19 protein-coding genes are annotated in these 24,361 nt (G+C 71.9%); 7 read left to right on the forward strand and 12 right to left on the reverse strand.

Annotated features, from left to right (window positions below; translation table 11 throughout):
• The first annotated feature begins 35 nt into the window (after window positions 1–35).
• A complete protein-coding gene (locus ASF44_RS05135) occupies window positions 36–1,136 on the forward strand; it encodes a DNA glycosylase AlkZ-like family protein (protein WP_056898032.1) in 1,101 nt (366 codons plus the stop codon).
• A 216-nt stretch (window positions 1,137–1,352) separates the two neighbouring features.
• On the opposite strand, the gene ASF44_RS05140 is transcribed toward ASF44_RS05135, so the two are convergent.
• Genes ASF44_RS05140 through ASF44_RS05150 form a run of 3 tightly spaced genes read right to left on the reverse strand, consistent with a single transcriptional unit; the run spans window position 1,353 to window position 4,035 of the window.
• Entirely contained in the window at window positions 1,353–1,568 is a 216-nt protein-coding gene (locus ASF44_RS05140) for a hypothetical protein (protein ID WP_056898033.1), read from the reverse strand.
• Window positions 1,556–2,341, reverse strand: a complete 786-nt coding sequence (locus ASF44_RS05145) for a class II aldolase/adducin family protein (protein ID WP_082524520.1) — start codon at window positions 2,339–2,341, stop codon at window positions 1,556–1,558. Before ASF44_RS05145 ends, ASF44_RS05140 begins: the two co-directional genes overlap by 13 nt.
• Window positions 2,338–4,035, reverse strand: coding sequence for an FAD-dependent monooxygenase (locus ASF44_RS05150; protein WP_056898034.1), 1,698 nt, complete (start codon window positions 4,033–4,035; stop codon window positions 2,338–2,340). The genes ASF44_RS05145 and ASF44_RS05150 overlap by 4 nt, the downstream gene beginning before the upstream one ends.
• An 87-nt stretch (window positions 4,036–4,122) precedes the next feature.
• Here ASF44_RS05150 and ASF44_RS05155 point away from each other — a divergent pair, with 87 nt between their 5' ends.
• On the forward strand, window positions 4,123–4,902 hold the full coding sequence (locus ASF44_RS05155; protein ID WP_056898035.1) for a LuxR C-terminal-related transcriptional regulator: 780 nt from the start codon (window positions 4,123–4,125) through the stop codon (window positions 4,900–4,902).
• Between the two features lie 124 nt (window positions 4,903–5,026).
• Here the strand turns inward: ASF44_RS05155 and ASF44_RS05160 are convergent, their stop codons facing one another.
• The 5 genes from ASF44_RS05160 to glnE are packed head-to-tail and all read right to left on the reverse strand — an operon-like array spanning window position 5,027 to window position 10,517.
• Window positions 5,027–5,251, reverse strand: a complete 225-nt coding sequence (locus ASF44_RS05160) for a hypothetical protein (protein ID WP_056898036.1) — start codon at window positions 5,249–5,251, stop codon at window positions 5,027–5,029.
• The gene (locus ASF44_RS05165) at window positions 5,248–6,819 is read right to left on the reverse strand and encodes an FAD-dependent oxidoreductase (protein ID WP_056898037.1); all 1,572 of its coding nucleotides are present in this window, start codon (window positions 6,817–6,819) and stop codon (window positions 5,248–5,250) included. The genes ASF44_RS05160 and ASF44_RS05165 overlap by 4 nt, the downstream gene beginning before the upstream one ends.
• Before the next feature lie 10 nt (window positions 6,820–6,829).
• Window positions 6,830–7,234, reverse strand: coding sequence for a hypothetical protein (locus ASF44_RS05170; protein ID WP_156374352.1), 405 nt, complete (start codon window positions 7,232–7,234; stop codon window positions 6,830–6,832).
• On the reverse strand, window positions 7,231–7,677 hold the full coding sequence (locus tag ASF44_RS05175; RefSeq protein WP_235579126.1) for a cytochrome c family protein: 447 nt from the start codon (window positions 7,675–7,677) through the stop codon (window positions 7,231–7,233). Before ASF44_RS05175 ends, ASF44_RS05170 begins: the two co-directional genes overlap by 4 nt.
• 23 nt (window positions 7,678–7,700) lie before the next feature.
• Window positions 7,701–10,517 carry a bifunctional [glutamate--ammonia ligase]-adenylyl-L-tyrosine phosphorylase/[glutamate--ammonia-ligase] adenylyltransferase gene (glnE, locus tag ASF44_RS05180; RefSeq protein ID WP_082524521.1) on the reverse strand — a complete coding sequence of 939 codons (2,817 nt, stop codon included), beginning with the start codon at window positions 10,515–10,517 and terminating at the stop codon, window positions 7,701–7,703.
• 27 nt (window positions 10,518–10,544) lie between these two features.
• On the opposite strand from glnE, the gene ASF44_RS05185 reads away from it, so the two are divergent.
• From ASF44_RS05185 to ASF44_RS05200, 4 genes are read left to right on the forward strand one after another with little or no spacing between them, the layout of a single operon-like run.
• Window positions 10,545–14,591, forward strand: coding sequence for a YhdP family protein (locus ASF44_RS05185; RefSeq protein WP_056898039.1), 4,047 nt, complete (start codon window positions 10,545–10,547; stop codon window positions 14,589–14,591).
• A complete protein-coding gene (locus ASF44_RS32505) occupies window positions 14,588–15,403 on the forward strand; it encodes a carbon-nitrogen hydrolase family protein (RefSeq protein WP_056898040.1) in 816 nt (271 codons plus the stop codon). The genes ASF44_RS05185 and ASF44_RS32505 overlap by 4 nt, the downstream gene beginning before the upstream one ends.
• A gap of 22 nt (window positions 15,404–15,425) precedes the next feature.
• Window positions 15,426–17,522 carry a nitrogen regulation protein NR(II) gene (locus ASF44_RS05195; RefSeq protein ID WP_082524522.1) on the forward strand — a complete coding sequence of 699 codons (2,097 nt, stop codon included), beginning with the start codon at window positions 15,426–15,428 and terminating at the stop codon, window positions 17,520–17,522.
• The gene (locus ASF44_RS05200) at window positions 17,509–18,135 is read left to right on the forward strand and encodes a response regulator transcription factor (protein WP_056898041.1); all 627 of its coding nucleotides are present in this window, start codon (window positions 17,509–17,511) and stop codon (window positions 18,133–18,135) included. Before ASF44_RS05195 ends, ASF44_RS05200 begins: the two co-directional genes overlap by 14 nt.
• Before the next feature lie 352 nt (window positions 18,136–18,487).
• Here ASF44_RS05200 and ASF44_RS05205 read toward each other — a convergent pair whose 3' ends face one another.
• Together ASF44_RS05205 and ASF44_RS33065 are read right to left on the reverse strand one after the other, a co-directional pair.
• Window positions 18,488–20,317 carry an ABC transporter ATP-binding protein gene (locus ASF44_RS05205; protein ID WP_200930569.1) on the reverse strand — a complete coding sequence of 610 codons (1,830 nt, stop codon included), beginning with the start codon at window positions 20,315–20,317 and terminating at the stop codon, window positions 18,488–18,490.
• Between the two features lie 69 nt (window positions 20,318–20,386).
• Window positions 20,387–20,518, reverse strand: coding sequence for a hypothetical protein (locus ASF44_RS33065; protein ID WP_255358188.1), 132 nt, complete (start codon window positions 20,516–20,518; stop codon window positions 20,387–20,389).
• Between ASF44_RS33065 and ASF44_RS05210 the strand changes: the two genes are divergently transcribed.
• Complete coding sequence (locus tag ASF44_RS05210) at window positions 20,517–21,713, forward strand: murein transglycosylase A (RefSeq protein WP_235579127.1); 1,197 nt, start codon at window positions 20,517–20,519, stop codon at window positions 21,711–21,713. The two genes, ASF44_RS33065 and ASF44_RS05210, sit on opposite strands and share 2 nt — an antisense overlap.
• Here the strand turns inward: ASF44_RS05210 and ASF44_RS05215 are convergent.
• The gene (locus tag ASF44_RS05215) at window positions 21,700–22,677 is read right to left on the reverse strand and encodes a tripartite tricarboxylate transporter substrate binding protein (RefSeq protein WP_056898044.1); all 978 of its coding nucleotides are present in this window, start codon (window positions 22,675–22,677) and stop codon (window positions 21,700–21,702) included. The two genes, ASF44_RS05210 and ASF44_RS05215, sit on opposite strands and share 14 nt — an antisense overlap.
• Before the next feature lie 28 nt (window positions 22,678–22,705).
• Window positions 22,706–24,346, reverse strand: coding sequence for a cyclohexanecarboxylate-CoA ligase (aliA, locus tag ASF44_RS05220; RefSeq protein ID WP_056898045.1), 1,641 nt, complete (start codon window positions 24,344–24,346; stop codon window positions 22,706–22,708).
• Window positions 24,347–24,361: the final 15 nt, after the last annotated feature.

Genomic DNA, 24,361 nt, shown 5'->3' on the forward strand with positions numbered 1-24,361 from the left:
ATGCAGCGGCGAAAGTCCCACGGCATGATGCGGCCATGCCGACCGTGCCCACCCTGGAGCAGCTGCGCCGCCACGCCATCGCGCGCACGCTGTTCACGCCCACCACGCTGCCGCGCGCCATCGCCCGCCTGGGCTTCGTGCAGGCCGACCCGATCCGCGCGCCCGCGCGTGCGCAGGACCTCACGCTGCGCCACCGCGTGCGCGACTACCGCGCCGGAGACCTGGAGCGGCGCTACGCGCGGTTGGGGCTGGAGGAGGACTTCTTCGTCAACTACGGCTTCCTGCCGCGCGCGCACGCGGCGCTCATGCATCCGCGCACGCCGCGCCAGGCCTTCACGCCCGAGCGGGCGGTGCAGGCCGCGGCCGTGCTGGAGTTCGTGCGCGCGCGCGGCGCCGTGCACCCGCGCGAGGTCGATGCGCAGTTCGCGCATGGCAAGACGCGCAACTGGTTCGGCGGCTCCTCCAACGCCAGCACCCAGCTGCTCGATGCGATGCACTACGGCGGGCTGCTGCGCGTGCAGCGGCGCGACAGCGGCACCCGCGTCTACGCCGTGCGCGATGCCGGCACCGAGGCCGCCGATGCCCCGGCCATCGCCGCGCGCATGGACGCGTTGATCGACCTGACCGTGGCCAAGTACGCGCCGCTGCCGGCCGCCAGCCTGGGCCAGCTGCTCAGCCACCTGTTGCGCGGCGGCGCGCCGCAGTGGGCGGCCGAACGCGCCGCCGCGCTGGCGCGTGCCCGTCTGCGGCTGGCGCGCGCGCGCATCGACGGCGTGGACTGGTACTGGCCGGCCGACGAGAACCCTGCCGCTGCGCGCTGGCGGCCCGACGACAGCGTGCGCCTGCTCACACCCTTCGATCCCGTGGTGTGGGACCGCCGGCGCTTCGAGCTGTTCTGGGGCTGGGCCTACCGCTTCGAGGCCTACACGCCCGCGCCGCGCAGGCAGCTGGGCTACTACGCGTTGCCACTGCTGTGGCACGAGCAGGTGATCGGCTGGGGCAACCTGTCGGTGGCGGGCGGTGCGCTCGTGGCGCAGTTCGGCTATGTCGCCGGCAAGCCGCCGCGCGCGGCGGCGTTCCGCGCCGCGTTGGACGAGGAGCTGGCGCGCATGCGTGCGTTCCTGGGGCTGGCCTGACGCGCGCAGCAGCAGGAGGCAGCTGGGGCGACGGCGGTGGGCCCCGTGCGGAACACACCGTCATGGCGTTGAATCGGGCGCGATGCGCCGGGCCACCGAGCGTGGTGGCCCGTGACGGATGGCGATGGACCATCCAGATCCGCTGGCCTGCTGGCGGGAGCCCATGTCGCCGCGGCCCGAAGCGTGCGGGCCCATCCCGGTGTCGGAAGCCCTCTCTCAGCTGGCGGACAGCGAGGGCAGGGGCAACTGGTGCAGGGCTTCGTCCAGCGCCGCGCGGCAGCGGGCCTCGTTGCCCACCTGCTCCATCAGCAGCAGCGCCAGCCGCGCCAGGAACAGGGCCTCGCGTGCGGCCCCGGCCTTTGTGATGGCGTCGGCGCAGGCCGCGTAGAGGCGGTCGCGGGCATCGGCGTCCAGGGCGCTCACTGCTTCCATGTCGGATCCAGCCGGTCGATGCGCCGCAGCATCGCTGCGAACAGGTCCTGGCCCATCGCGTCGCCGCGCAGGAAGCGGCGCGCATCCTCCACGCAGCCCTGGCGCACGGACTCGGCGATGGGCTGGCGCAGGCCCAGCGCGGCGCCGGCCACCTGCACTTCGCAGGCGCGTTGCAGCGCCCACAGCGTGTACAAGGCCTTGGGCAGGGTCTCGCTCCAGACCAGCAGGCCGTGGTTGCGCAGCACCACGGCCTGGCGCTCGCCGACGCTGGCGAGCAGGCGCGGGCCTTCGTCGGCGTGCAGCGTGATGCCCTCGAAGTCGTGGTAGGCCACGCGGTCGCTGAGCTGGGCCGCGTAGAAGTTGGTGATCGACAGGCCCTCCGCGCTGCAGGCCACCGCCATGCCGGCCGTGGTGTGCGTGTGCATCACGCAGCGGGCGCCGTCCAGGTGGCGGTGCAGCGTCGCATGCGGCGTGAAGCCGGCCGGGTTGATGGGCCAGGGGCTGTCGCTGAGCAGGCGGCCGTCCAGGTCGACCTTCACGAGATTGGAGGCCGTGACTTCGCTGTAGTGCAGGCCGAACGGGTTCAGCAGGAAGTGGTGGTCGGGCCCGGGAACGCGCAGCGAGATGTGGTTGTAGATGCCCTCGCTCCAGCCCCACAGGTCGAAGATGCGGTAGCAGGCGGCGAGCTGCAACCGGGCCTCCCATTCGGGCGCGGTGATGCCCGGCGGGCATGCGGCCAGGGCCTCGGGTACAGGGTCGTGGGGGATGGTCATGCGGTGGTCTCCTCGTGGTGGATGCTGTCCTGGCCCAGGGCCCGGCACAGGGCCTGTGCGATGGCGCCGGCCGGCGGCGCACCGGGCCAGCGTGCGGCGATATGGCCGTCCGGCCGCAGCAGGTAGCTGGCCTGCTGCTGGCCGACGAACCCGGCGTTTCCAGCGTTGCCGGCGGTGTCGGCGGTGTCGGCAGGCAGCCGGCGCAGCGCCAGCGGCAGGCCGCTGCGCTGTTCGGCCGCGCGGACCTCGTGTTCCAGCGCGTCGCCGCCGCCCATCTGCAGCAGCGTGAAGCCGAGGCCCATGCCGTCGAGCAGGTGGCCGCGCGCCAGCGGCCGGTCGGGCAGCACCTCGCCCGGGCCAGGGCCGGCCAGGTCGGCCGCATCGGGCGTGGACAGCGGCGAATCCGCATAGCGCACGGCCTCGGTCTGGCGCGGGTTGACGAGCTGGGCGATGCCGCGGTGCCGCTCGGCCAGCGACAGCGCCGCCTCGCGCAGCAGGTCGAAGCCGCGCGAGGGCGGCGACATGAACTCGGTGCTGCGCATGGCGCTCGCGGCGTTGGTGTGGAAGGCGGCGATGCGTTCGTGCGAATAGCTGTCCAGCAGCGCGGTACCGGCCTTGCCCTGGGCCACCAGCGCCAGCTTCCAGGCCAGGTTGTCGGCGTCGTCGAAGCCCGAGTTGAGCCCGCGCACGCCGAAGATCGGCATGGCGTGTGCGGCGTTGCCGGCGAACAGCACGCGGCCGTGGCGGTAACTGTCGAGCGTCATCGCACCGGCGCGGTAGACCGAGGTCCAGACCGGCTTCCAGGGCAGATGGCCTTCGCCGATGGCGTCCAGGTGGCGCTGCACGAAGGCGCGCACGGCCTCGGGCTGCAGCGCCTCTTCGGTGCTCTGGCCCGGGCGCAGCTGGTAGTCGATGCGCCAGATGTCGTCGGGCTGCGGATGCATGAGCACGGTGGAGCCGGGGTTCCACGGCGGGTCGAACCAGGCGCGGCGTTCGGCCGGGTGCCGGCTCGGCAATTCGATGTCGATGATCACGTAGCGGCCCTCGTAGGCCGCACCGTGCAGTTCCAGGCCCATGGCCTTGCGCACGAAGCTCTGGCCGCCGTCGCAGGCCACCAGCCAGTCGGCATCGAGCGCGTAGTCGCCCAGCGCGTTGCGGGCCTGCAGGCGCACGCCGTCGGCCTGCTGCGCGAAGCCGGCCAGCGCCGTGCCCCAGCGCAGGTCGATCAGGCCGGGCGTGGCCGCGTTGCGGCGGACGATGGCGTCCAGCAGGAACTGCTCGATGTAGTACTGCGAGAGATTCAGCATCGGCGGCAGCTTCTCGCCGGCGCTGTGCGGCATCTCGAAGCGCAAGACCTCGGTGGTCTTGTAGAAGCTGCGCCCGCTGCGCCAGGGCAGGCCCTTGGCCAGGAACGCATCGAGCGCGCCCAGGCGCTGCAGGATCTGCAGGCTGCGGCGCGACACGCAGATGGCGCGGCTGCCCGTGCAGACCGTGTCGTCGGCTTCCAGCAGCACGCAGGCCACGCCCTGCGCGGCCAGGCCCAGCGCCAGCGCCATGCCGACCGGGCCGCCGCCGGCGATCGCCACGGCGTGGCGGCGCTGCTCCACGCCATCGCGCAGCGGCGGGAGCAGAGGCGCGAAGCGCATGTAGTGGAAAGCGCCCACGGGCGGCGGCAGCGGTTCGGTCTCGGGCATGCGTGTCTCCTGCTCTGCGGTTGGCGGGATTGTCCGAAGCACGCCCGGCCCCGTGTGTAGTAACTTCTGATGACAACACCCACAAGCATGCAACGCTGGCGCCTGACCCCGGACGACCTGCCGCTCGCCCCCCGCGTGGTGGCCGGCGTGCTGGCCGGCGTGGGCACGCCGCGGCTGGCCGCGCACTACCTGGCCGCGGTGCAGGGGCTGTTGCCCGTGACCTTCTGCACCGTGTTCGCCGTGGGTGCGAGCGGCCGCATCGAGACGGTCTCGGCCGCCAGCAGCTACGGCGATACCGCCGAGCGCACCGCCGGGCGCTACGTGGCGCAGCGCTATGACCGCGTCGACCCGATGATGGTCTGGCTGGCGGCGCGCAAGCGGCCGGCGCGCGCCCAACTGTGGCTGGGCCACCACCGCGGCGAGGAATTGGCCGATGCCGGCTACCGCGCGGCCTGCTACACCGACGTCGGCATCCGCGAACGGGCCTCGGTGCTGGTGCTGTCGCCGGGCGGGCAGCGCGCTGCGATCAGCTTCTACCGCAGCCTGGCGCAGCCGGAATTCGCGGCGGCCGACTTCGCGTTGCTGCAGGCGCACGCTTGCCTGCTGGCCGATGCCACGGCGGCGCATGGCCGTGTGGCGGCGCCCGGTGCATCCGGAGCGGCCGTGGTGGCGGGCGAGCTGCTGCGCCTGAGCCCGCGCGAACGCGAGGTGCTGGACCGGCTCGCGGCCGGCCGCACGGCCAGCCAAGCCGCGCAAGACCTGGGTGTGGCGCTCAGCACCGTGCGCACGCTGCAGTACCGCGCGTTCCGGCGGCTGGGGCTGCGTTCGGTCAAGGACCTGCTGTGCGGCGCTGGGCACGCGGGGTAGCGGTCAGGTCGGCAGCGAATCGGAGGTCCTGCGGCGAACGGCCGCGTGCCGCCGCGCTGGCGCGCATGCGTGCGTTGCTGGGGCTGGCCTGAGGGCGCCCCACCCGGCACGGCCGGGCGACCGGTTACGCGTCGACTTCGATGGTCGTGGTCAGCACGGTCAGCGTACCGACCGCGGCGAACAGCAGCATGCCGGGCCCGGACCACCGCAGCGCCGCGCACAGCAGGGCCGCACTCCAGAGGACGAACAGGCATCCCGCCAGGACCCAGCGGCGTTGGTAGACGGCCACGGACCAGGGCAGGAAGAACACCACCCACGGTGCGATCAGTTGGATGAGCCAGGCCTTCATGCGCGCTTCCAGGTGGTCTGCAGATGCTCGGCCAGCCGCAGGGCGAAGGCCACGATCATCATGGTCGGGCCCGAATAGCCAGCCGTCGTGAAGATGCTGCTGCCGCCCACGTACAGGTTGCCGACGCCATGCACGCGGCAGTCGCGGTCCACCACGCCATCCTCGGGGCGCGCGCTCATGCGTGTCGTGCCGATGTGGTGGAAGTGACCCTTGACCGATTCGCGGATCCGCTCAGGCGTCAGCGGTGGCGCTTCGACCCGGCCCAGCCCCAGGCGTTCGACCGATTCCCGCATCAACTCCTGGCCACGCGAGAAGGTGTGGTAGTCCAGGTCGTTCAGCGCCCAATGCAGCACGACCTCGGGGACGCCCAAGGCATCGCGGGCAGGACCGAGCGTGACGCGCGAATCGGGGTTGGGCGCCTGCTCGATGCGGTGGTCCAGTTCATAGGCCGCGACCGGCGGCACGCCATCGCGCAGGCGCGAGGTGATGAACCGTGCAGCGCCTGGCATGTCGCCTGCCACCGTCTTCAGCGCCTCGATCGTGGCCAGGCTGCCGCGCGACCAGAAGTCGCCGATCAGGTGGCCATAGGCCCCCTCCATCGTCTGGTCCAATGGAATCGGCACGAAGCGGCAGTAGTACTGCAGCAGCTTCTCGCGCCGCATGGCTTTTGCGGAGAAGCCCAGGTTGGCGTTGGTGTCGTACCGGGTTGCCCAACGGTAGTTGTACAGGACGGGAAACTTGGCGCTCGGGAACAACAGGCCGGACTGCACGTTGGCGTGCTCCATGAAGTAGCGTCCCACATGGTCCGAGCGGTTGCCGATGCCCATCGGCATCACATCGTTGGACGCCAGCAGCAGCCGCGCGTTCTCCACGGCGTGCGCGCACAGCACGAAGGCCTTGGCCTTGACCACGGATGCCGTGCCGCCCAGGGTCTTGACCGTGGCGCTGACGACGCGGTTCGCCTGCGGGTTCAGCTGCAGGTGGGTGACGTTGGCGTGTAGGTAGATGTCCAGGGCGCCCTGCGCCGCCAGCGCCTCGCCGTGCAGGTCGTGGATGCGGCGCTTCGGGACGATCTGGAACACCTTGGTCTCGAAGTCATCGGACATGCTGTCGATGAGCCGTTCGCGCGGCACCCCATGCCGCGCCGCCTTGACGAACGGATCGAACTCCGCCGCCGGAAGACGCATCACGCTGATCGCCTTCTTCACATACGGCGAGATCTCGTCGTAGGTGATCGGCCAGGCCGGCACCCCCATGTCGGGTCGTCCCTCGTAGTCGATCGGGTCGTTCTCGCGGCAATAGCCGCTCCAATGGTTGGTCGTGCCACCGAAGTAGCGCAGGCGGCATGCCGCCATGTTGTAGTAGCGCAGGCCGGTCTGGCGCGCGTTGTACAGCTGCTGCGTTTCGCCTTCGAGCTGCAGCGATCCGGATTCGATCAACACCACTTTCAGGTCTGGCCGTGCGAGTGTCACGGCCAGCGTCACGCCTGCGGCACCGCCGCCGACGATGCAGACATCCGCCTGGATCTCGGCGGGCAGCGTGGTTCGCGCGTCGATGTAGTTCGCCATGCCGATCCGCCTAGCCGTTGCCGACCAGTGCGAACACCGCGATCTCGGTGTCCGCAAAGCGCAGGCCTCCCACGGTCGTCGTGCGGTCCTGCGAGAAGTCGTCACGCGCCCACATGCGAACCAGGTCGGCCATCTCGTCCATCGCGCAGCCACAGGCGTCCATGCGCTGCATGAGGGCCAGCCGCTGGCGCTCCATCTGCTGCGGTCCCAGCGCGTCGCCGACCCGGCGGATCAGGCCGCGCGCGCCCATGCCGGTCAGGCCGAGTTCATGCGCCAGCGCCAGCAGGCCCGAACCGCCCGAGGCATTGCCCGTCGCGGCCAGGCAGGGCGCCACGGCGGCGCTGCCCGCGAGCACCAGCATGCTCCTGCGGCGCCAGGCGGCGAGGGCATCGTCCTGCACACATCTCGCGGTCACTTGTTGTCCTCCAGAAAGTCGATGATGGCCTGTGCATCGTCGGGCGATACCCCGCCGATGGCCATGGCCGTGCCGGGCACGGTGCCGGCCGGATCCAGCAGGAACTTGCGCAAGGTGTCCTGGTTCCAGACGATGTTGCTGTCGCGCATGGCCTGCGAATAGGCGAAGCCCGCGGCGGTGCCGGCGCGCCTGCCGAACAGATCCTGCAAGGGCGGGCCGATGCGGTTCTCGCCGCCCGAGAAGGCATGGCAGGCCGCGCAGGTGGCCACCACCTCGCTCCCGCGCAACTGGCGGCCGGCCGAATGCTCCTGGACCGCCATCTGCGGCTGCCGCGGGTTGCTGAAATACTGGAAGGTCTGCCACGCCAGGATGGCGATGAACCAGGCCAATGCGCCGCGCCACAGGCGCACCGTCTTCTTGTTTCTTGGGGGGGATGCTTGCATGCAGGAACTTGGATGAACTCGGCTCAGGCGTCGTGGCCGAACACGGCGTGCCACAGCGCCAGCACCGCATCGCGCTCGCCGGCCACGTCCTGTGCGTCGACCTGGGTGGGTGCTTCGTCCAGCCGCGCACGGTGCTGCAGGTGGCGCAGTTCGCGGTAGGCGTCGGCGGCGGCGTGGCCCACGCCCGTGGGCAGAAGGCCGCAGGCTTCGGCGCGGTGCAGCAGCGCGATGTTGCCCACGTTGTCGATCAGCCCGGCATGCCGGGCCGAATGCGCCAGCACCAGGTACTGCACGGCGAACTCGGCATCGACCATGCCGCCAGGGCTGTGCTTGAGGTCGAACTTCTCGCCGCGCACGGGGTGCGCCGTGCGCACCTTCTCGCGCATGGCCACGATCTCGCTGCGCAGCGACTGCGGGTCGCGCGCCGCCGTGACCACGGCACTGCGCACGGCATCGAAGCGCGGGCGCAGCGCCTCGACGCCGACGACGAAGCGCGCGCGCGTCATGGCCTGGTGTTCCCAGGTCCAGGCGGTGTTGCTGCCGCGGCCCTTCTGGTAGTTGGCGTAGCCGTCGAAGCTGGTGATCAACAGGCCCGAGCTGCCGTTGGGCCGCAGTGCGGTGTCGATCTCGAACAGGTCGCCCTCTCGCGTCTTGACGGTCAGCCAGTTGATCATCTTGCGCACGAAGGCGGCGTAGGCCTCGGGCGCGCGCTCGTCCTCGTCCTCGTAGACGAACACGATGTCCAGGTCGCTGCCGTAGCCGAGCTCCTTTCCGCCCAGCTTGCCGTAGCCGATGATGGCGTACTGGGGTTCCTCGCGGTGCGCGTTCTTCAGGCGCTGCCAGGCCCAGCGCGCGGTCACGCGCAGCATGGTGTCGGCCAGCGCCGAGAGGTCGTCGGCCACCTGCTCCACGGTCAGCCGGTGCTCGACGTCGCGCGCCAGCGTGCGGAAGGCCTCGGCGTGGTGGGCGCGGCGCAGCAGGTTCAGCAGCTCTTCCTCGTCGTCCTCGCCGGTGCGTGCCAGCGATGCGCGGCGCTCTTCGAGTTCGCGCTCGAAGGCCTCGGGCACGAAGCGTTCGGACAGCATCGTGGCCGAGGCCAGCTCGTCGATCACGCCTGGGTGCTGGATCAGGTAGCGCGCCGGCCAGCGCGCCGCGCCCAGCAGGCGCAGCAGGCGTTCGTGCGTGGCCGGGCGTTCCAGCAGCAGCGCGAGGTAGCTCTCGCGGCGCACCAGCGTCTCGACCCAGTCGGTCCAGCGCAGCACGCCCTGCAGCCGGTGCGCGGCATCGATGCCCTCGTCGGCGCCTTCGTCGCGCAGCCAGTCGGCCGTGCGTTGCACCAGGCGCAGCAGCCGGCCGCGGCTCTCGTCGCGCAGCGCCAGCAGGCGCGGGTGGTCACGCCAGGCCTCGATGCGCTGGCGGAAGTCGGCGGGCAGGCGCTCGAGCACGGCGTCGAAATCGGGCGCGCTGCTGCCCGGCGTGGCCGCGCTGCCTTTCTTGCAATTGCCGGTGCAGGGCTTGGCGTCGCCGCCCAGCAGGATGTCGAACTCCTGCGCCACGAACTCGCGGTGCTGGTCCAGCTCGGACAGGAAGGGGCAGCACGAGGCATAGCCCAGCGTGCCGGCGATCCAGGCGAGGTCGTCGTCGCCCGAGGGCAGCACGTGGGTCTGCTGGTCGTCCAGGTACTGGATGCGGTGCTCCACGCGGCGCAGGAACACGTAGGCCTGGGCCAGGGCCTCGGCGGTGGCCTGCGGCATCAGGCCGGCGCGGGCCAGGCGCGGCAGTGCGTCCAGCGTGGAGCGCGTGCGCAGCTCGGGGAATTGGCCACCGCGCACCACCTGCAGCAGCTGCACGATGAATTCGATCTCGCGGATGCCGCCGCGCGAGAGCTTGACGTCGTTGGCGCGCTCGGGGTGGCCGGCGGCGCGGCGCGCGGCGTTCTCGCGGATCTGCCGGTGCAGCGTGCGCAGCGCCTCGAACACGCTGTAGTCCAGGTAGCGGCGGAACACGAAGGGCAGCACCACGCTGCGCAGCTCGCTGGCCGAGCCGTCCTCGACGCAGCGGCGCGGGGCCACCACGCGGCTCTTGAGCCAGGCGAAGCGCTCCCACTCGCGGCCCTGCACCTGCAGGTAGTCTTCCAGCGCACCCAGCGAGACCGCCGGCGGGCCGGAGTTGCCGTGCGGGCGCAGTGCCAGGTCGACGCGGAACACGAAGCCGTGCTCGGTGGTGTCGCCGACCAGCGCGTAGATGGTCTTGATGGCGCGCGCGAAGTACTCGTGGTTGCTGATGCGCCCGCGCCCATCGGCCGCGCCGGCGGTCTCGCCGTCCTGGTCGTAGATGTAGATGAGGTCGATGTCGCTGGAGACGTTGAGCTCGCGTGCGCCCAGCTTGCCCATGCCGATGACCCACAGCTGGGCGCGCCGTCCATCGGCCGTGCGCGGCATGCCGTGGCGCTCGTCGAGTTCGCGTTCGGCGTGCAGGAGGGCCTGGTCCAGCGCCAGTTCGGCCAGCTCGGTCACGGCGAGGGTCACCACCGCCAGTTCGGACTGTTGCTCGCAGTCGAGCACCACCAGGCGCTCCATCACCATCTGGCGCAGCATGCGCAGCGCTGCGCCGAGGCCATGGCCCTGGGCCATCAGCTGCGCCAGCACGGCCTGCATGGCGGCCTTGCGCGGGGCGCCCGGTGGCAGCAACGCCAGCTCGGCGGCGTAGCGGCGGCGCAGCCGCTGGACGAAGCGCGAGTGCAAAGCCAAGACCGGTGCGTCGGCAGGGGAATCGGAAGAGGGTTGCGTTAACAAAGGGTCACGGGGGATGACGGAACCGGTGCCGGGGTCGCGGGTCATAATTCCTGGCCGATCTAGCTACTCAAAGTGACAGTTCCGACGCCACGTCCTTCTCGCCTGCTCAAGCTGGCGGCCGTCCTGGCGCCCTGGGTGCTCGGGCTGGTGCTGGGAGCCTGGTTGGTCGTTGGCATCGCATGGGCGGCGTTGCACGGCTGGATTGTGCCGCGTATCGGCGAATTCCGTCCGCAGCTGGAGGCCGCCGCGAGCCGGGCGCTCGGGGCCGAGGTGCGGATCGGCGCGATCACCGCCAGTTCGGCCCGCATCCTGCCCAGCTTCGAGCTGACCGACGTCGTGCTGCGCGACGCCCAGGGCCGTGAAGGCCTGCGCCTGGCAAGGGTTTCGGCGCTGCTGTCGCCGCGTTCGCTGGTGCGGCTGGGTTTCGAGCAGGTCGTCGTCGATGGCCCGGTGCTGGACCTGCGCCGCAGCGCCGACGGGCGCCTGCTGGTGGCCGGCATCGCGATGTCCGAAGGCGCGGGCGGCAGCAGCCCCGCCGCCGACTGGGTCTTTTCGCAGCGCGAGCTGGCCGTGCGCCAGGCCACCGTGCGCTGGACCGACGAACGCGCCGGCCTGCCCACGGCGGAACTGACGAACGCCGACCTGGTCATCCGCAACGGCGCGCGGCGCCACCAGATCCGCTTCGATGCCACGCCGCCGCCGGATTGGGGCCAGCGCTTCAGCCTGCGCGCGGCCATGCGCCAGTCGCTGCTGAACCCGCGCCGCGGCAACTGGCGCGAATGGGACGGCCCCGTCTACGCCGAGTTCGCGCAACTCGACCTGGCGCAGCTGCGCGCCCACCTGCCGCCCGGCGTGGTGCGCGATGTGGAGCTGCTGGCCGGCCGCGGCAGCCTCAGGGCATGGCTCGACGTGGTGCACGGCGAGCCGATGGGCGGCCAGCTCGACCTGGCCCTGGCCGACGCGAGCGCCCGCCTGGGGCCGGGCCTGGAGCCGCTCGCGCTGGCACAGCTGCAGGGGCGCATCCGCGGCCGCCTGCTGGCCAGTGGCATGGAGCTGGAGACCCGGGCGCTGCGCTTTGCCACGGCCGAGGGCGCGCAATGGCCGCAGGGCGATGTGTTCCTGAGCTACATGCGCGGCGAAAGCCGCGTGCCCGGTCAGGGCGAGCTGCGCGTGGACCACATCGACCTGGCCGCGCTGGCCGAGATCGCGGGCCGCCTGCCGCTGGCATCCAACATGGACACCGGTTGGCAGGCCGCACTGCAGGCGCTGGCGCCGCGCGGCCGTGTCGAGCAGCTGCAGGCGCACTGGACAGGCCGCATCGAGGCGCCGGCCAGCTACCGCGTGCAGGGCCACGTGCAAGACCTCGCGCTGGCCGCCGGCCCGCTTGCGGCGCGCCGCCCCGACCTGCACTACCCCATGGGTCGCCCGGGCGTCGAAGGCCTGTCGGCCGGTTTCACGCTGACCGAAGGCGGCGGCGAGGCGCGCCTCGCACTGGCCGACGGCGCGTTGGAGTTCCCCGGCGTGTTCGAGCAGGCGCGCGTGCCCATCGCGCAGCTCGACGGCCTGGTGCGCTGGCAGCACGAGGGTGCGCGGCTGGCCGTGCAGGTGCCCGAGCTGCGCTTTGCCAATGCCGATGCCGCCGGCCAGCTGCAGGCGCGCTGGGACAGCCGCGCCGAAGCCGCGGGCGATGGCGCGCCGCACGGTCCCGGCACGCTGGAGCTCGAAGGCCGGCTCACGCGCGCCGATGGCACGCGCGTGCACCGCTACCTGCCGCTGGCCGTGGGCGACGAGGCCCGCCACTACGTGCGCGACGCCGTGCAGCGCGGGCGCGCCAGCAGCGTGCAGTTCAAGGTGCGCGGCGACCTCGACCACTTCCCCTACCAGGACCCCAAGCTCGGCGAGTTCCACATCGCTGCCGAGGTCGAGGACGTGCAGTACGCCTACGTGCCGACCAGCCTGCAGGACGCCGGCGAACGCCCCTGGCCGGCGCTGACCGGCCTGGCCGGGCGGCTGGTGTTCGACCGCAACGGCATGCAGGTGCGCAACGCGCGCGGCCAGCTGGCAGAGGCCGGTGGCTTCACCGTGGCCAAGGCCGAGGCGGACATCGCCGACTTCAACCACCCCGAGGTGGCCGTGCGCGCCGAGGGCCGGGGTCCGCTCACCGGCATGCTGGCCGCTGTCGCCGCGTCGCCGCTGGCGCAGATGACCGAGGGCGCGCTGGCCGAGGCCCAGGGCAGCGGCGCCGCCGACCTCAAGCTGCAGCTGGCCCTGCCGCTGGGCCGGCTGGACAACAGCCGCGTGCAGGGCAGCGTGCTGCTGGCCGGCAACGACATCGTGCTGCGGCCCGGCACGCCGCAGCTGGCGCGCACGCGCGGAACGGTGGCCTTCAGCGACACCGGTTTCACGCTGGCCGGCGTGCAGACCGCCGTGCTGGGCGGCGAGATGCGGCTGGACGGCGGGTTGCAGGCCGGCGCGCTGGCCGTGCGCGCGCAGGGCACGGCCACGGCCGAGGGGCTGCGCCAGGCCGGCGAACTGGGCGCGCTCGCGCGGCTGGCCGCGCGCACCAGCGGCAGCGCGGCCTACACGGCGGCCCTCACGCGCGGTGCCGATGGCGCGCTGGCCTTCACGCTCGACAGCCCGCTGCAGGGCCTGGCCCTGGACCTGCCGGCGCCGCTGGCCAAGCCGGCCGACACCGCCATGCCGCTGCGGGTGGCGCTGGCGCAGCAGGCCAACCAGCAGGATGTCCTTGCGCTGGGCCTGGGCACGGTGCTGCAGGCGCGCTTCGAGCGCGACACCGCGGGCGCCAGCCCGCGTGTGCTGCGCGGCGGCATCGGCGTGGGCCTGCCGGCCGGCGAGGCCGCCACGCTGCCGGCCCAGGGCGTGGCCATCGACCTGCGGCTCGACGCCGTCGCGCTCGACGCCTGGCTGGCGCTGGCGGGCGGGCTGGGCGACGACCCGGTGGCCGCTGGGGCGGGCGCAGGCATCGATGCCGGCTACCTGCCCGACCGCTTCGCGCTGCGCGCAGGCGAATTGCGCTGGGGCAGCCGCCGCCTGCACCAGCTGGCGCTGGACGGTTCGCGCGAAGGCGGCACATGGCGTGCCCGCATCGAGGCACGCGAGCTGGCCGGCCAACTCGAATACCGCCAGGGCACCGGCAGCCAGCCCGGCAACGTGCACGCGCGGCTGCAGCGGCTCGTGATCGCCGCCGGCGAGGAGGAAGAGGTCACCACGCTGCTGGACGAGCAGCCCTCCAGCGTGCCGGCGCTGGACATCGTGGTGGACGACTTCGAACTGCGCGGCAAGAAGCTCGGCCGGCTGGAGGTCAACGCCGTCAACCAGGGCGCGGAGTGGCAGCTGCACAAGCTGGCGCTGCGCCTGCCCGAGGCGCGCTTCGAGGCCTCGGGGCAGTGGGGCGCGCGCGGCGGCGTGGGCGGCCCCGGCCGCCGCACGGCCATGGACTTCAAGCTCGCCATCGACGATGCCGGCGCGCTGCTCACGCGGCTGGGCATGGCCGGCGTGTTCCGGCGCGGCAACGGCCAGCTGGACGGCACGGTGGCCTGGGACGGCTCGCCGCTTGCGCTGGACTACCCCAGCATGACCGGGCGGCTGCACCTGGACGTGCGCGAAGGCCAGTTCCTCAAGGCCGACGCGGGCGTGGCGCGGCTGCTCGGCGTGCTGAGCCTGCAGGCGCTGCCGCGCCGGCTCACGCTGGACTTCCGCGACCTGTTCAGCGAGGGCTTCGCGTTCGACTTCCTGCGCGGCGACGCGCAGGTGGCGCGCGGCGTGGTCAGCTCCAACAACCTGCAGATGAAGGGCGTCAACGCGGCCGTGCTGATGGATGGCCGGGCCGACATCGCCCACGAGACGCAGGACCTGCGCGTGGTGGTGGTGCCCGAGATCAACGCTGGCACGGCCTCGCTGGTGGCCTCGGTCATCAACCCGGCCATCGGCCTCGGAACCTTCCTCGCGCAGTGGGTGCTGCGCCGTCCGCTGATGGAGGCGGCCACGCAGCAGTTCCAGATCGACGGCACCTGGAGCGAGCCACGCATCGAGCGCGTGGCGCGCAGCGCGGCGAGCGCGCAGGCCGATGACAGCGACAAGAAGGGAACCGTGCGATGAAACTGGCCGCCCTGCAGATGGTCTCCGGCATGCGCCTGGAGGACAACCTGGCCGCCGCGCGCGGCCTGCTCGAAGAGGCCGCCCGCGCGGGCGCCGAGCTGGCCGTGCTGCCCGAGTACTTCTGCCTGCTCGGTGCGCGCGACACCGACAAGCTCGCGATCCAGGAGCCGTTCGGCGCGGGGCCGATCCAGGACTTCCTGGCCGGCGCGGCGCGCGAACTCGGCCTGTGGATCGTCGGCGGCACGCTGCCGGTCACGGCCGGCGATGGCACGCGCGTGCGCAACACCTCGCTGGTGTTCGACCCCGGCGGCGCCTGCGTGGCCCGCTACGACAAGATCCACCTGTTCCGCTTCGACAACGGCACGGAGCGCTTCGACGAATCGCGCGTGCTCGAACGCGGCAGCGCGCCCGCGCTGTTCACGCTCACCGCGCGCGACGGCCGCGCCTGGCGCGTCGGCCTGTCGGTCTGCTACGACCTGCGCTTTCCCGAGCTGTACCGCACGTATGCCGCGCAGGGCGCCGACCTGCTGCTGGTGCCCAGCGCGTTCACGCACACCACCGGCCAGGCGCACTGGCAGACGCTGCTGCGTGCGCGCGCCATCGAGAACCTGGCCTACGTGCTGGCGCCGGCCCAGGGTGGCCTGCACGAGAACGGCCGGCGCACCTGGGGCCACAGCATGCTGGTGGACCCCTGGGGCCAGGTGCTGGCCGAGCAGGCCGAAGGTCCGGCCTGCGTGCTGGGCGACCTGGACGCCGAGCGGCTGGCGCAATCGCGCCGCCAGCTGCCCGCGCTGGAGCACCGGCTGCTGTGAGCGCAGGCCAAAGGGGCGACCCATGAGCGGCTTCTTCCTGCCCGGGCTGCTGCGCCAATGGGCGCAGTTCATCCAGCGGCGCTGGTCGCTGTGGACGCTGCTGACCGCATTGGTGGTCGGGCTGCTCGGCACGCTGGTCTGGCTGGCCGGGCGCTACGAGGCCACCCAGGTGCAGGGCAAGGTCGAGCGCGACACCGCCGATGCCGTGGCCGACATCCGCACCGCGCTGATCCGCAATGTGCAGAGCCTGCAGGCCCTGCACGCGGCCGACCCGCTGGCCGAGGACTGGGGCCGGCGCGCGTCCGAGCTGCTGCGCGAGCGGCGCGAGATCATGCGGCTGGAGTGGCGCAGCAGCGGCCAGCGGCTGCTGGGCGAAGCCGACACGCCCTACCGTGCGCCCGTGTTCAGCCTGCTGCCGCGGCAGGAAACGCTGGGCGACGTGGCGCTGAACTGCGCCACGGCGCGCCGCCTGAACGGCCCGGCCTATTCCGCCAGCTACTACCTGCCGCAGCGCGACGGCCGCGGCATGGAGGTCATGGACCTGTGCCTGCCGCTGCAGGCCGATGGCCGCGTGACCGGCTACGTGCTGGCCACCTACGCGCTGCAGGACATCCTGGCCGAATTCCTGGGCCGCCAGCTGCCGCACTACCAGGAGGCCTCGTTCATCGAGGCCGACGGCACGCGGCTGGCGCTGCACGGCGCCACGCGCCGCGGTGCCCGCGTGTTCACCGCGCAGCAGCTGCTGGATCTGCCCGGCAACCCCATGCTGCTGCGCCTGGCCAGCTGGCGTGCCGCGCCCGACCTGTTGCCCAACGTCATGACCGCGCTGGTCACCGGCATGTCCATCGCGCTCGTCTCGGTGCTCATGCTGCTGGCCAAGGACATGCGCCGGCGCCAGCGCGCCGAACGCGACCTGGCCGATGCGCTGGCCTTCCGCAAGGCCATGGAGGACTCGCTGCTGACCGGCCTGCGCGCGCGCGACCTCGACGGCCGCATCACCTACGTCAACCCCGCGTTCTGCAGCATGGTCGGCTATGCGCCCGAGGAGCTCTGGGGCAAGGCCGCGCCGGCGCCGTACTGGCCGCCCGAGCTGATCGGCGAGTACGAGCAGCGCCAGGCGATCCGGCTGGCCGGCAAGATGCCGCCGCGCGAGGGCTACGAATCGGTGTTCCAGCACAAGGACGGCACGCGCTTTCCGGTGCTGATCATCGAGGCGCCGCTGATCAACGCGCAGGGCTTGCAGACCGGCTGGATGAGTGCCTTCCTGGACATCAGCGAGCAGCGCCGCGTGGAAGAGCTCTCGCGCGCCAGCCAGGAGCGGCTGCAGGCCACGGCGCGCCTGGCCACGGTGGGCGAGATGGCCTCGCTGCTGAGCCATGAGCTGAACCAGCCGCTGGCCGCCATCTCCAGCTACGCCACCGGCGCGCTGAACATGCTGGCGCACGAGCCGGCCGCGGCGGCCGACATGGCGATGGCCATGCGGCGCATCGCCGAGCAGGCCGAGCGCGCCGGCCGCGTGATCAAGAGCGTGCACGACTTCGTGCGCCGGCGCGACGAGGTGCACGAGGCGGTGGCGCCGCAGGACCTGCTCGATGCGATCTGGCCGCTCGTGAGCCTGCAGGCGCGCAAGCTGGCCGTGCGCGTGCGCACCGAGGTCGCGCCCGGCCTGCCGCGCGTGCAGTGCGACCGCACCATGGTCGAGCAGGTGCTGCTGAACCTGGCGCGCAACGGCATGCAGGCCATGGACGGCGCACCCGTGGCCCAGCGCGAGCTGCTGCTGCGCGTGGCGCCGGCCGGCCCGCGCGCCGGTGCCACGCGGCCGCAGGGCTGGCTGGAATTCAGCGTGGCCGACTGCGGCGCCGGCATCGCGCCCGAGGTGGCGCAGCGCCTGTTCACGCCCTTCTTCACGACCAAGGCCGAAGGCATGGGCCTGGGCCTGTCGCTGTGCCGCACGGTGGTCGAGCAGCATGGCGGCTCCATGGTGTATGAGGCGCGCCAGCCGCGCGGCACCGTGTTCCGCTTCACGCTGCCGACCGCGCCGGCCGACCTCGAACCCCCCACCGACCCCATGCCACTGCTTCCGGGCAGCGTGGCGGAGACCTCGCATGCAACTTCCTAAGGACGCCCTGGTCCACATCGTCGACGACGACGCCGGCGTGCGCGACGCGCTGTCCTGGCTGCTGCGCTCGCGCCGGCTGCTCTCCGAAGGCTTCGACAGCGCCGAGGCCTTCGACGCGCGGCTGCAGGCCGGCTACCTGCCCACGCAGGCCAGCTGCCTGCTGCTGGACGTGCGCATGCCCGGCATGAGCGGGCTGGAGCTGTTCGACCGGCTCGTGGCCCAGGGGCTGCACCAGGTGCTGCCGGTGATCTTCCTGACCGGCCATGCCGACGTGCCGACCGCCGTGGATGCCGTCAAGCGTGGCGCCTTCGACTTCTGCGAGAAGCCGTTCTCGGACAACGCGCTGGTCGACCGCATCGAGCAGGCGCTGGCCCTGTCGGCCCGCACGCTGCAGGCCCGCCAGCGCGAGGCGCTGCTGCGCACGCGGCTGACGGAGCTGACCGAGCGCGAGCGCGACGTCATGCGCCTCGTGGTCGAGGGCATGCCCAACAAGCTCATCGCCGACCAGCTGGAGATCAGCGTGCGCACGGTGGAGGTGCACCGCGCGCGGGTGTTCGACAAGATGGAAGTCAAGTCGGCCGTGGAACTGGCCAACCTGCTGCGCGGGCTCTGAAAGCGTCTTCAGGCGTCCTACAACGGGCGCCGACGGGCGCCGACAGCGGCCAGGCGCCCGGCAGCGCATGCTCAGGCTGTCTTCAACAAAACCGTTCTTACACCATGAACTCCGTCATCTACATCGTCGGTCTGGTCGTCGTCGTCATCGCCGTCCTGTCGTTCTTCGGCCTGCGCTGAAGTCAGGTCCGCCCCGCTCGGCTGGCGCACTGCGCGTGTAGCCATCCGAGAGACCCCTCAAGGGGCGCACCCAGCGGCCGGGCGGTGCCCGTCCCGCGGGTGCAGTGGCCACACCAGTGGCTGGCCGACCCCGTTCGTGTCCTGCCGGCAGGCGATCGTCGCCTGCAGCTTGCTCATTCCTCGCCCAGGAAGCCGCCGCTCTGGTGTGCCCACAGTCGGGCATACAGCCCGTCGCGGGCCAGCAGTTCGCGGTGCGAGCCTTCCTCGACCACCCGCCCACCGTCCAGGATGATCAGCCGGTCCATGGCCGCGATGGTCGACAGCCGGTGCGCGATGGCGATCACGGTCTTGCCTTCCATGAGCCGGTTCAGGCTTTGCTGGATGGCCGCCTCCACCTCCGAATCCAGCGCGCTCGTGGCTTCGTCCAGCAGCAGGATGGGCGCGTTCTTGAGCATCACGCGGGCGATCGCCACGCGCTGGCGCTGGCCACCCGAGAGTTTCACCCCGCGCTCGCCCACATGCGCCGCCAGTCCCGTGCGGCCCTGCAGGTCCGTCAGCTGGTCGATGAAGCCGGAGGCCTCGGCACGTTCGGCGGCGGCGCGGATCTGCGCCTCGCTCGCGTCCGGCAGGCCGTAGGCGATGTTGTCGGCCAGCGAGCGGTGCAGCAGGCTGGTGTCCTGCGTGACCATGCCGATCTGCGCGCGCAGCGAATCCTGCGTGACCTGGGCGATGTCCTGCCCGTCCACCAGCACCCGGCCGCCGGCCACGTCGTGGAAGCGCAGCAGCAGGTTGACCAGCGTGCTCTTGCCCGCGCCCGAACGGCCGACCAGGCCGATGCGCTCGCCGGGCCGCACCGTGAGGTTCAGGTGCTCGATGACGGGCGGCTTGTCCTTGCCGTAGCGGAACGTCACGTCCTCGAACCGCACCTCGCCCCGCGTGACCTGCAATGTGCTGGCGCCCGGTGCGTCGACCACCACGCGCGGCCGGCTGAGCGTGTTGATGCCGTCCTGCACCGTGCCCACGGCCTCGAACAGGCTGGTCATCTCCCACATGATCCATTGCGACATGCCCTGCAGCCGCAGCGCCATGGCGATCGATGCCGCCACCGCGCCCACGCCGACCTCGCCCAGCGACCACAGCCACAGCGCCGTGCCGGCCATGCCCGCCACCAGCCCCATGGCCAGCGTGTGGTTGACGATCTCGAAAGCGCTGACCAGGCGCATCTGCCGGTAGCCGGTGACCATGAATTCCTGCATCGCGCTGCGGGCGACCTGGGCCTCGCGCTGGGTGTGCGAGAACAGCTTGACCGTCATGATGTTGGTATAGGCGTCGGTCACGCGGCCGACCATGGCCGAGCGCGCGTCGGCCTGGGCCTTGCCCACGCGGCCCAGGCGCGGCACGAAGTACACGGCGGCCACCACGTACAGCAGCAGCCAGACCACGAAGGGCCAGACCAGCCCGCCCGCGAACACGCCGGCCAGCACGGCGATGGTCATGGCGTAGATGGTCATCGTGACCAGCACGTCGGCCAGCACGAACAGCGTGTCGCGCACTGCCAGCGCGGTCTGCATCACCTTGGTCGTGATGCGGCCGGCGAACTCGTCCTGGTAGAAGGCCATGCTCTGGCCCAGCATGAGCCGGTGGAAGTTCCAGCGCAGCCGCATCGGCAGGTTGATGGCCAGCACCTGGTGCTTGACGATGGTCTGCAGCGCCACCACCCCCACGCTGGCCGCCAGCGCCGCGCCCAGCCAGAGCAGCGCGCCGCCGCGTTCGGTCCACAGCTGCGCCGGCTGCACGCCGCCCAGCCAGTCGATCACGCGGCCCAGGAAGGCGAACATCAGCGCGTCGAAGGCGGCCATCGCCGCCGTCAGCAACGCGAGCCAGGCAACCTTGCCGCGCAGCCCTTCGGTGCAGGCCCACAGGAAGGCAAAGAAGCCCTTCGGTGGCAGGGTCGGCTCGGCGCCGGGGTAGGGGGGAAGAAGTTTCTCGAAGTAGCGGAACAGCAAGGCGGGGGTCTCCGGAAGGGCCGGAGACTGTAGCCGCCCGCGTGTGACGCAGGGCGCGTAGGGGCTTCAGTCGCGCGGGTCGTCCGCCTTGCGTTCCTGCGGCAGCTCGCCCTTGTCGCGGCCCGAGAACATGGTCCACCAGACGATACCCACCAGCAGCAAAAGGGCTGCCAGGGCTTCGAGCAAAATCAGGACCATGAAGCGACTCTCCTGGTGGGTGGGATGCGCGGCGATTGTAGGAACGCTCGTCGCCTGCTCCAGCAAGCCCCCACGGCCCGAACCCCCAAGCCTGCCCAGCACGCCACCGGCCACCACGGTGCCGGCTTGGCCGCCCCTGCCGCCCGTGGCCGACTGGCCCGGCGACACCGCGCCGCTGCCCGCGCCCATCCTGCGCGGGCGCAGCCAATGGATTCCCGTGCGCTGGAACGAGTTGCCCGGCGTGGGCCAGGACGCATTGCACGAGGCCTGGAACGCCTGGATGCGCAGCTGCGAACGGCCGGGCACGACCTGGGCCCAGCTGTGCGCCGAGGTGCGCCGCCTGTCCATCGCCACGCTGGAAGACCAGCGCGCCTGGATGATCGCGCGGCTGCAGCCCTACCGCATCCAGCCGCTGCCCGGCCAGCCGGCCGGCGAAGGCCTGCTGACCAGCTACTACGAGCCCATGTTCGAGGCCACGCGCCAGCCCAGCGCGGCCTTCCCCGTGCCGCTGTACCAGCCGCCGGCCACGCTGGTCCAGCGCAGGCCCTGGTACACGCGCCAGGAGATGGAGACGCTGCCGCAGGCGCAGGCCGAGCTCGCCGGCCGCGAGATCGCCTGGCTGGCCGACCCCGTCGACGCGCTGGTGCTGCAGATCCAGGGCTCGGGCCGCCTGCGCCTGACCGAACCCGACGGCAGCCAGAAGCTGGTGCGCCTGGCCTATGCCGGCACCAACGAGCAGCCCTACAAGAGCGTGGGCCGCTGGCTGCTGGACCAGGGCGCCATCCGCGACGCCACCTGGCCCGGCATCAAGGCCTGGACCCTGCAGAACCCCGGCCGCGTGCGCGACATGCTGTGGGCCAACCCGCGCATGGTGTTCTTCCGCGAGGAGCCGCTGCCGCCCTTCGATGCTGCCTTCGGCCCGCGCGGCGCCCAGGGCGTGGCGCTGACGCCCGGCCGTTCCATTGCGGTGGACCCGCAGAGCATCCCCTATGGCACGCCGGTCTGGCTGGCCTCGCAAGGCCCGGTCACGACGCTGGCCCGGCTGGTGCTGGCGCAGGACACGGGCAGCGCCATCGTCGGCGCCGTGCGGGCGGACTACTTCGCGGGCTGGGGGGCGGAGGCGGGGGATTTTGCCGGCCGGCTCAAGCAGCCCTTGAAGATGTGGGCGCTGTGGCCGCGCACTATTCCACCGTGATCCCCTGCGCCTTGATCAGCGTCTCCAGCTGCTTGCCCTCGCGCTGCAGCAGCGCGCGGAACTCGGCCGTCTCCATCGCCACCGGCTCGGCGCCCAGGTCGCCGTAGCGCTTGGCCAGCGCGGGCTGGGCCAGCGCGCGGGCCAGTTCCTTGTTCATGCGCGCGAGGATCTCGGGCGGCGTGCCGTTGGGCGCCCACAGGCCGAACCAGATGTCCAGGTCGGCGCCGGCCACGCCCTGTTCGCCCACCGTGGGCACGTCCGGGAAGAACGGGGAGCGCTTGGCGCTGACGACGCCCAGCAGCTTGACCTTGCCGCTGCGGATGTGCGGGAACGCGATGCCCGGGTCGCACACGAAATCGGCCTGGCCCGACAGCACGTCCTGCAGCGCCGGCGCCGCGCCGCGGTAGGGGATGTGGGTGACGAAGGTGCCGCTCGCGGCCTTGAACATCTCGCAGGCCAGGTGCGGCGGCGTGCCGGTGCCGGCCGAGGCGTAGGACAGCTTGCCGGGCTGGGCCTTTGCCAGCGCCACGAGTTCGCGCACGTCCTTCGCCGCCATCTGCGGCTTGGCCACCAGGTACATCTGCGTCTTGCCGATGGTGCCCACGGGCGTGAGGTCGCGCGAGGGCAGCAGCGCGGACTTGAACAGCCAGGGGTTGGCCGTCTCGACCGAGGTCGGCGCGATCAGGAAGGTGTGGCCGTCCGGCGCGGCGCGCACCACTTCGGATGCAGCGATGTTGCCGCTGGCGCCGGGCTTGTTGTCGATGAGCACGGTCTGGCCGATGGCCTCGCCGACCGACTGCGCCACGATGCGGGCCATCACGTCGGTGCTGCCGCCCGGCGCGAAACCGACGACGATGCGCACGGGCTTGCTGCCGGGCCAGGCGGGTGCCTGGGCCCAGGATGCGCCCGCCAGGGCCAGGCATGCGGCGGCCAGCGCGCCGCGGCGCGCGATGTTCTTCTTCATGGGTGTCTCCTCGGGTCGTTGTGGGGAATCAGGCGGTGCCCTGCACCAGCTCGCGCAGCTTGAACTTCTGGATCTTTCCGGACGGCGTGGCCGGCATGGCCTCGAGCACGATCAGCTTCTCGGGCGCGTACTGCACGGCCACCTTCTCGGCCTTGAGGAAACGCACGATCTCGGCCAGGTCGATGGCCTGCCCGGGCTTGGGCACGACGAAGGCGCAGGCCCGCTCGCCCAGGCGTTCGTCGGGGTAGGCCACCACGGCCACCTGCAGCACGGCCGGGTGCTTGTAGAGCAGCGACTCGACCTCGAACACCGGGATGTTCTCGCCGCCGCGGATGATCACGTCCTTGCTGCGCCCGCTGATGCGGATGTAGCCCTGGTCGTCCATGCGGGCCAGGTCGCCGGTGTCGAACCAGCCGTCGGCGTCGGTGCCGTTGAGGTGCGGACGCTTGAGGTAGCCGCCGAAGTTCGAGGCCGCGCGCACCAGCAGCTTGCCGGATTCGCCGCGCGGCAGTTCCGTGCCGTCGAAGTCCACCACCTTGAGTTCCACGCCGGGCAGCGGGGAGCCGTCGGTGGTGTAGGCGCGCTCATCGGCGTCGTCGAGCCGGATCAGCGTGACCGCGCCGTTCTCGGTCATGCCCCAGGCCGAGACGATCTTGGTGCCCAGCGTCTCGCGCGCCTGCTGCACCAGCGGGCCGGGGATGGGCGCGCCGGCGCACAGGAAGGTGCGCAAGGTCGGCACGCCCTGGCCGCCTTCGCGCACGGCCCGCGTGAGGTCGGTCAGGAACGGCGTGGACGCCATCGTGAAGGTGGCGCCCTCCGCGCGGATGGCCTGCACCGCGCGCGCCGGGTCCCAGATGTCCTGCAGCACGGCCGGGCACTGCAGCAGGATCGGCATCAGCAATCCATACATGAAGCCCGTCTGGTGCGCCATGGGCGAGGCCATGAACACCGTGTCCGCGCTGGACAGGCCTAGCCGTTCGGCGTACGGCCGGATGTTGGCCAGCAGCGTGTTGGCGCTGTGCAGCACGCCCTTGGGCTCGCCGGTGGTGCCCGAGGTGTAGATCAGCTGCACGATGTCGTCCGGCCCCGGGCGGCTCTTGTGCAGGATGTCCTCGGCGTCGCGTTCGCGCTCCCAGGCCGGGCCGGACAGCAGCGCTTCGAAATCGTCCGCGCCGCCGCTGCCGACCACCACCACGTGCTGCAGCGTGGGCAGTTCGGCCTGCAGCGCGCGTGCCATGGCGGCATGGCCGAAGCCGCGGAACTGCGCGGGCACGACGAAGACCTTGGCCTCGCCGTGGCGCAGCATGAACGACAGCTCGCGCTCACGGAAGATCGGCATCAGCGGATTGATGACCGCGCCCAGCCGCGCGCAGGCCAGCGCCAGCAGGCTGAACTGCCACCAGTTGGGCAACTGCATGGCGACCACGTCGTTGCGTCCCACGCCCAGGCGCGACAGGCCCACGGCGATGCGGTCGGCCATGGCCGCCAAGGCGCGGTAGGTGAAGCGGCGCGGCTGGTCCGCATCGCTGCGCAAGGCGGTCAGCGCCACGCGGTCGGGGTGCGCGGCCACCGCGGCGTCGAGCAGATCGCAGGCGGTCTTGTCGGCCCAGTGGCCTTGCGCCACGCTCGCGGCGCGCCGCGGCGGCAGCAGGACGGCATCGAATTCCATGAGGTGTCTCCTTGC

The sequence above is a fragment of the Pseudorhodoferax sp. Leaf274 genome (genome assembly GCF_001422445.1).
Classification (GTDB): Bacteria; Pseudomonadota; Gammaproteobacteria; order Burkholderiales; family Burkholderiaceae_C; genus Pseudorhodoferax.

Bases quoted from the DNA above. Each gene is read 5' to 3' on its own strand.
- glnE (WP_082524521.1), bottom strand. From the start codon at position 10,517: ATGACCCGCGACCCCGGCACCGGTTCCGTCATCCCCCGTGACCCTTTG.
- ASF44_RS05155 (WP_056898035.1), top strand. From the start codon at position 4,123: ATGCAACGCTGGCGCCTGACCCCGGACGACCTGCCGCTCGCCCCCCGC.
- aliA (WP_056898045.1), bottom strand. From the start codon at position 24,346: ATGGAATTCGATGCCGTCCTGCTGCCGCCGCGGCGCGCCGCGAGCGTG.
- ASF44_RS05160 (WP_056898036.1), bottom strand. From the start codon at position 5,251: ATGAAGGCCTGGCTCATCCAACTGATCGCACCGTGGGTGGTGTTCTTC.
- ASF44_RS05150 (WP_056898034.1), bottom strand. From the start codon at position 4,035: ATGCCCGAGACCGAACCGCTGCCGCCGCCCGTGGGCGCTTTCCACTAC.
- ASF44_RS05210 (WP_235579127.1), top strand. From the start codon at position 20,517: ATGAAGCGACTCTCCTGGTGGGTGGGATGCGCGGCGATTGTAGGAACG.
- ASF44_RS05215 (WP_056898044.1), bottom strand. From the start codon at position 22,677: ATGAAGAAGAACATCGCGCGCCGCGGCGCGCTGGCCGCCGCATGCCTG.
- ASF44_RS33065 (WP_255358188.1), bottom strand. From the start codon at position 20,518: ATGGTCCTGATTTTGCTCGAAGCCCTGGCAGCCCTTTTGCTGCTGGTG.
- ASF44_RS32505 (WP_056898040.1), top strand. From the start codon at position 14,588: ATGAAACTGGCCGCCCTGCAGATGGTCTCCGGCATGCGCCTGGAGGAC.
- ASF44_RS05200 (WP_056898041.1), top strand. From the start codon at position 17,509: ATGCAACTTCCTAAGGACGCCCTGGTCCACATCGTCGACGACGACGCC.
- ASF44_RS05195 (WP_082524522.1), top strand. From the start codon at position 15,426: ATGAGCGGCTTCTTCCTGCCCGGGCTGCTGCGCCAATGGGCGCAGTTC.
- ASF44_RS05135 (WP_056898032.1), top strand. From the start codon at position 36: ATGCCGACCGTGCCCACCCTGGAGCAGCTGCGCCGCCACGCCATCGCG.
- ASF44_RS05165 (WP_056898037.1), bottom strand. From the start codon at position 6,819: ATGGCGAACTACATCGACGCGCGAACCACGCTGCCCGCCGAGATCCAG.
- ASF44_RS05175 (WP_235579126.1), bottom strand. From the start codon at position 7,677: ATGCAAGCATCCCCCCCAAGAAACAAGAAGACGGTGCGCCTGTGGCGC.
- ASF44_RS05145 (WP_082524520.1), bottom strand. From the start codon at position 2,341: ATGACCATCCCCCACGACCCTGTACCCGAGGCCCTGGCCGCATGCCCG.
- ASF44_RS05140 (WP_056898033.1), bottom strand. From the start codon at position 1,568: ATGGAAGCAGTGAGCGCCCTGGACGCCGATGCCCGCGACCGCCTCTAC.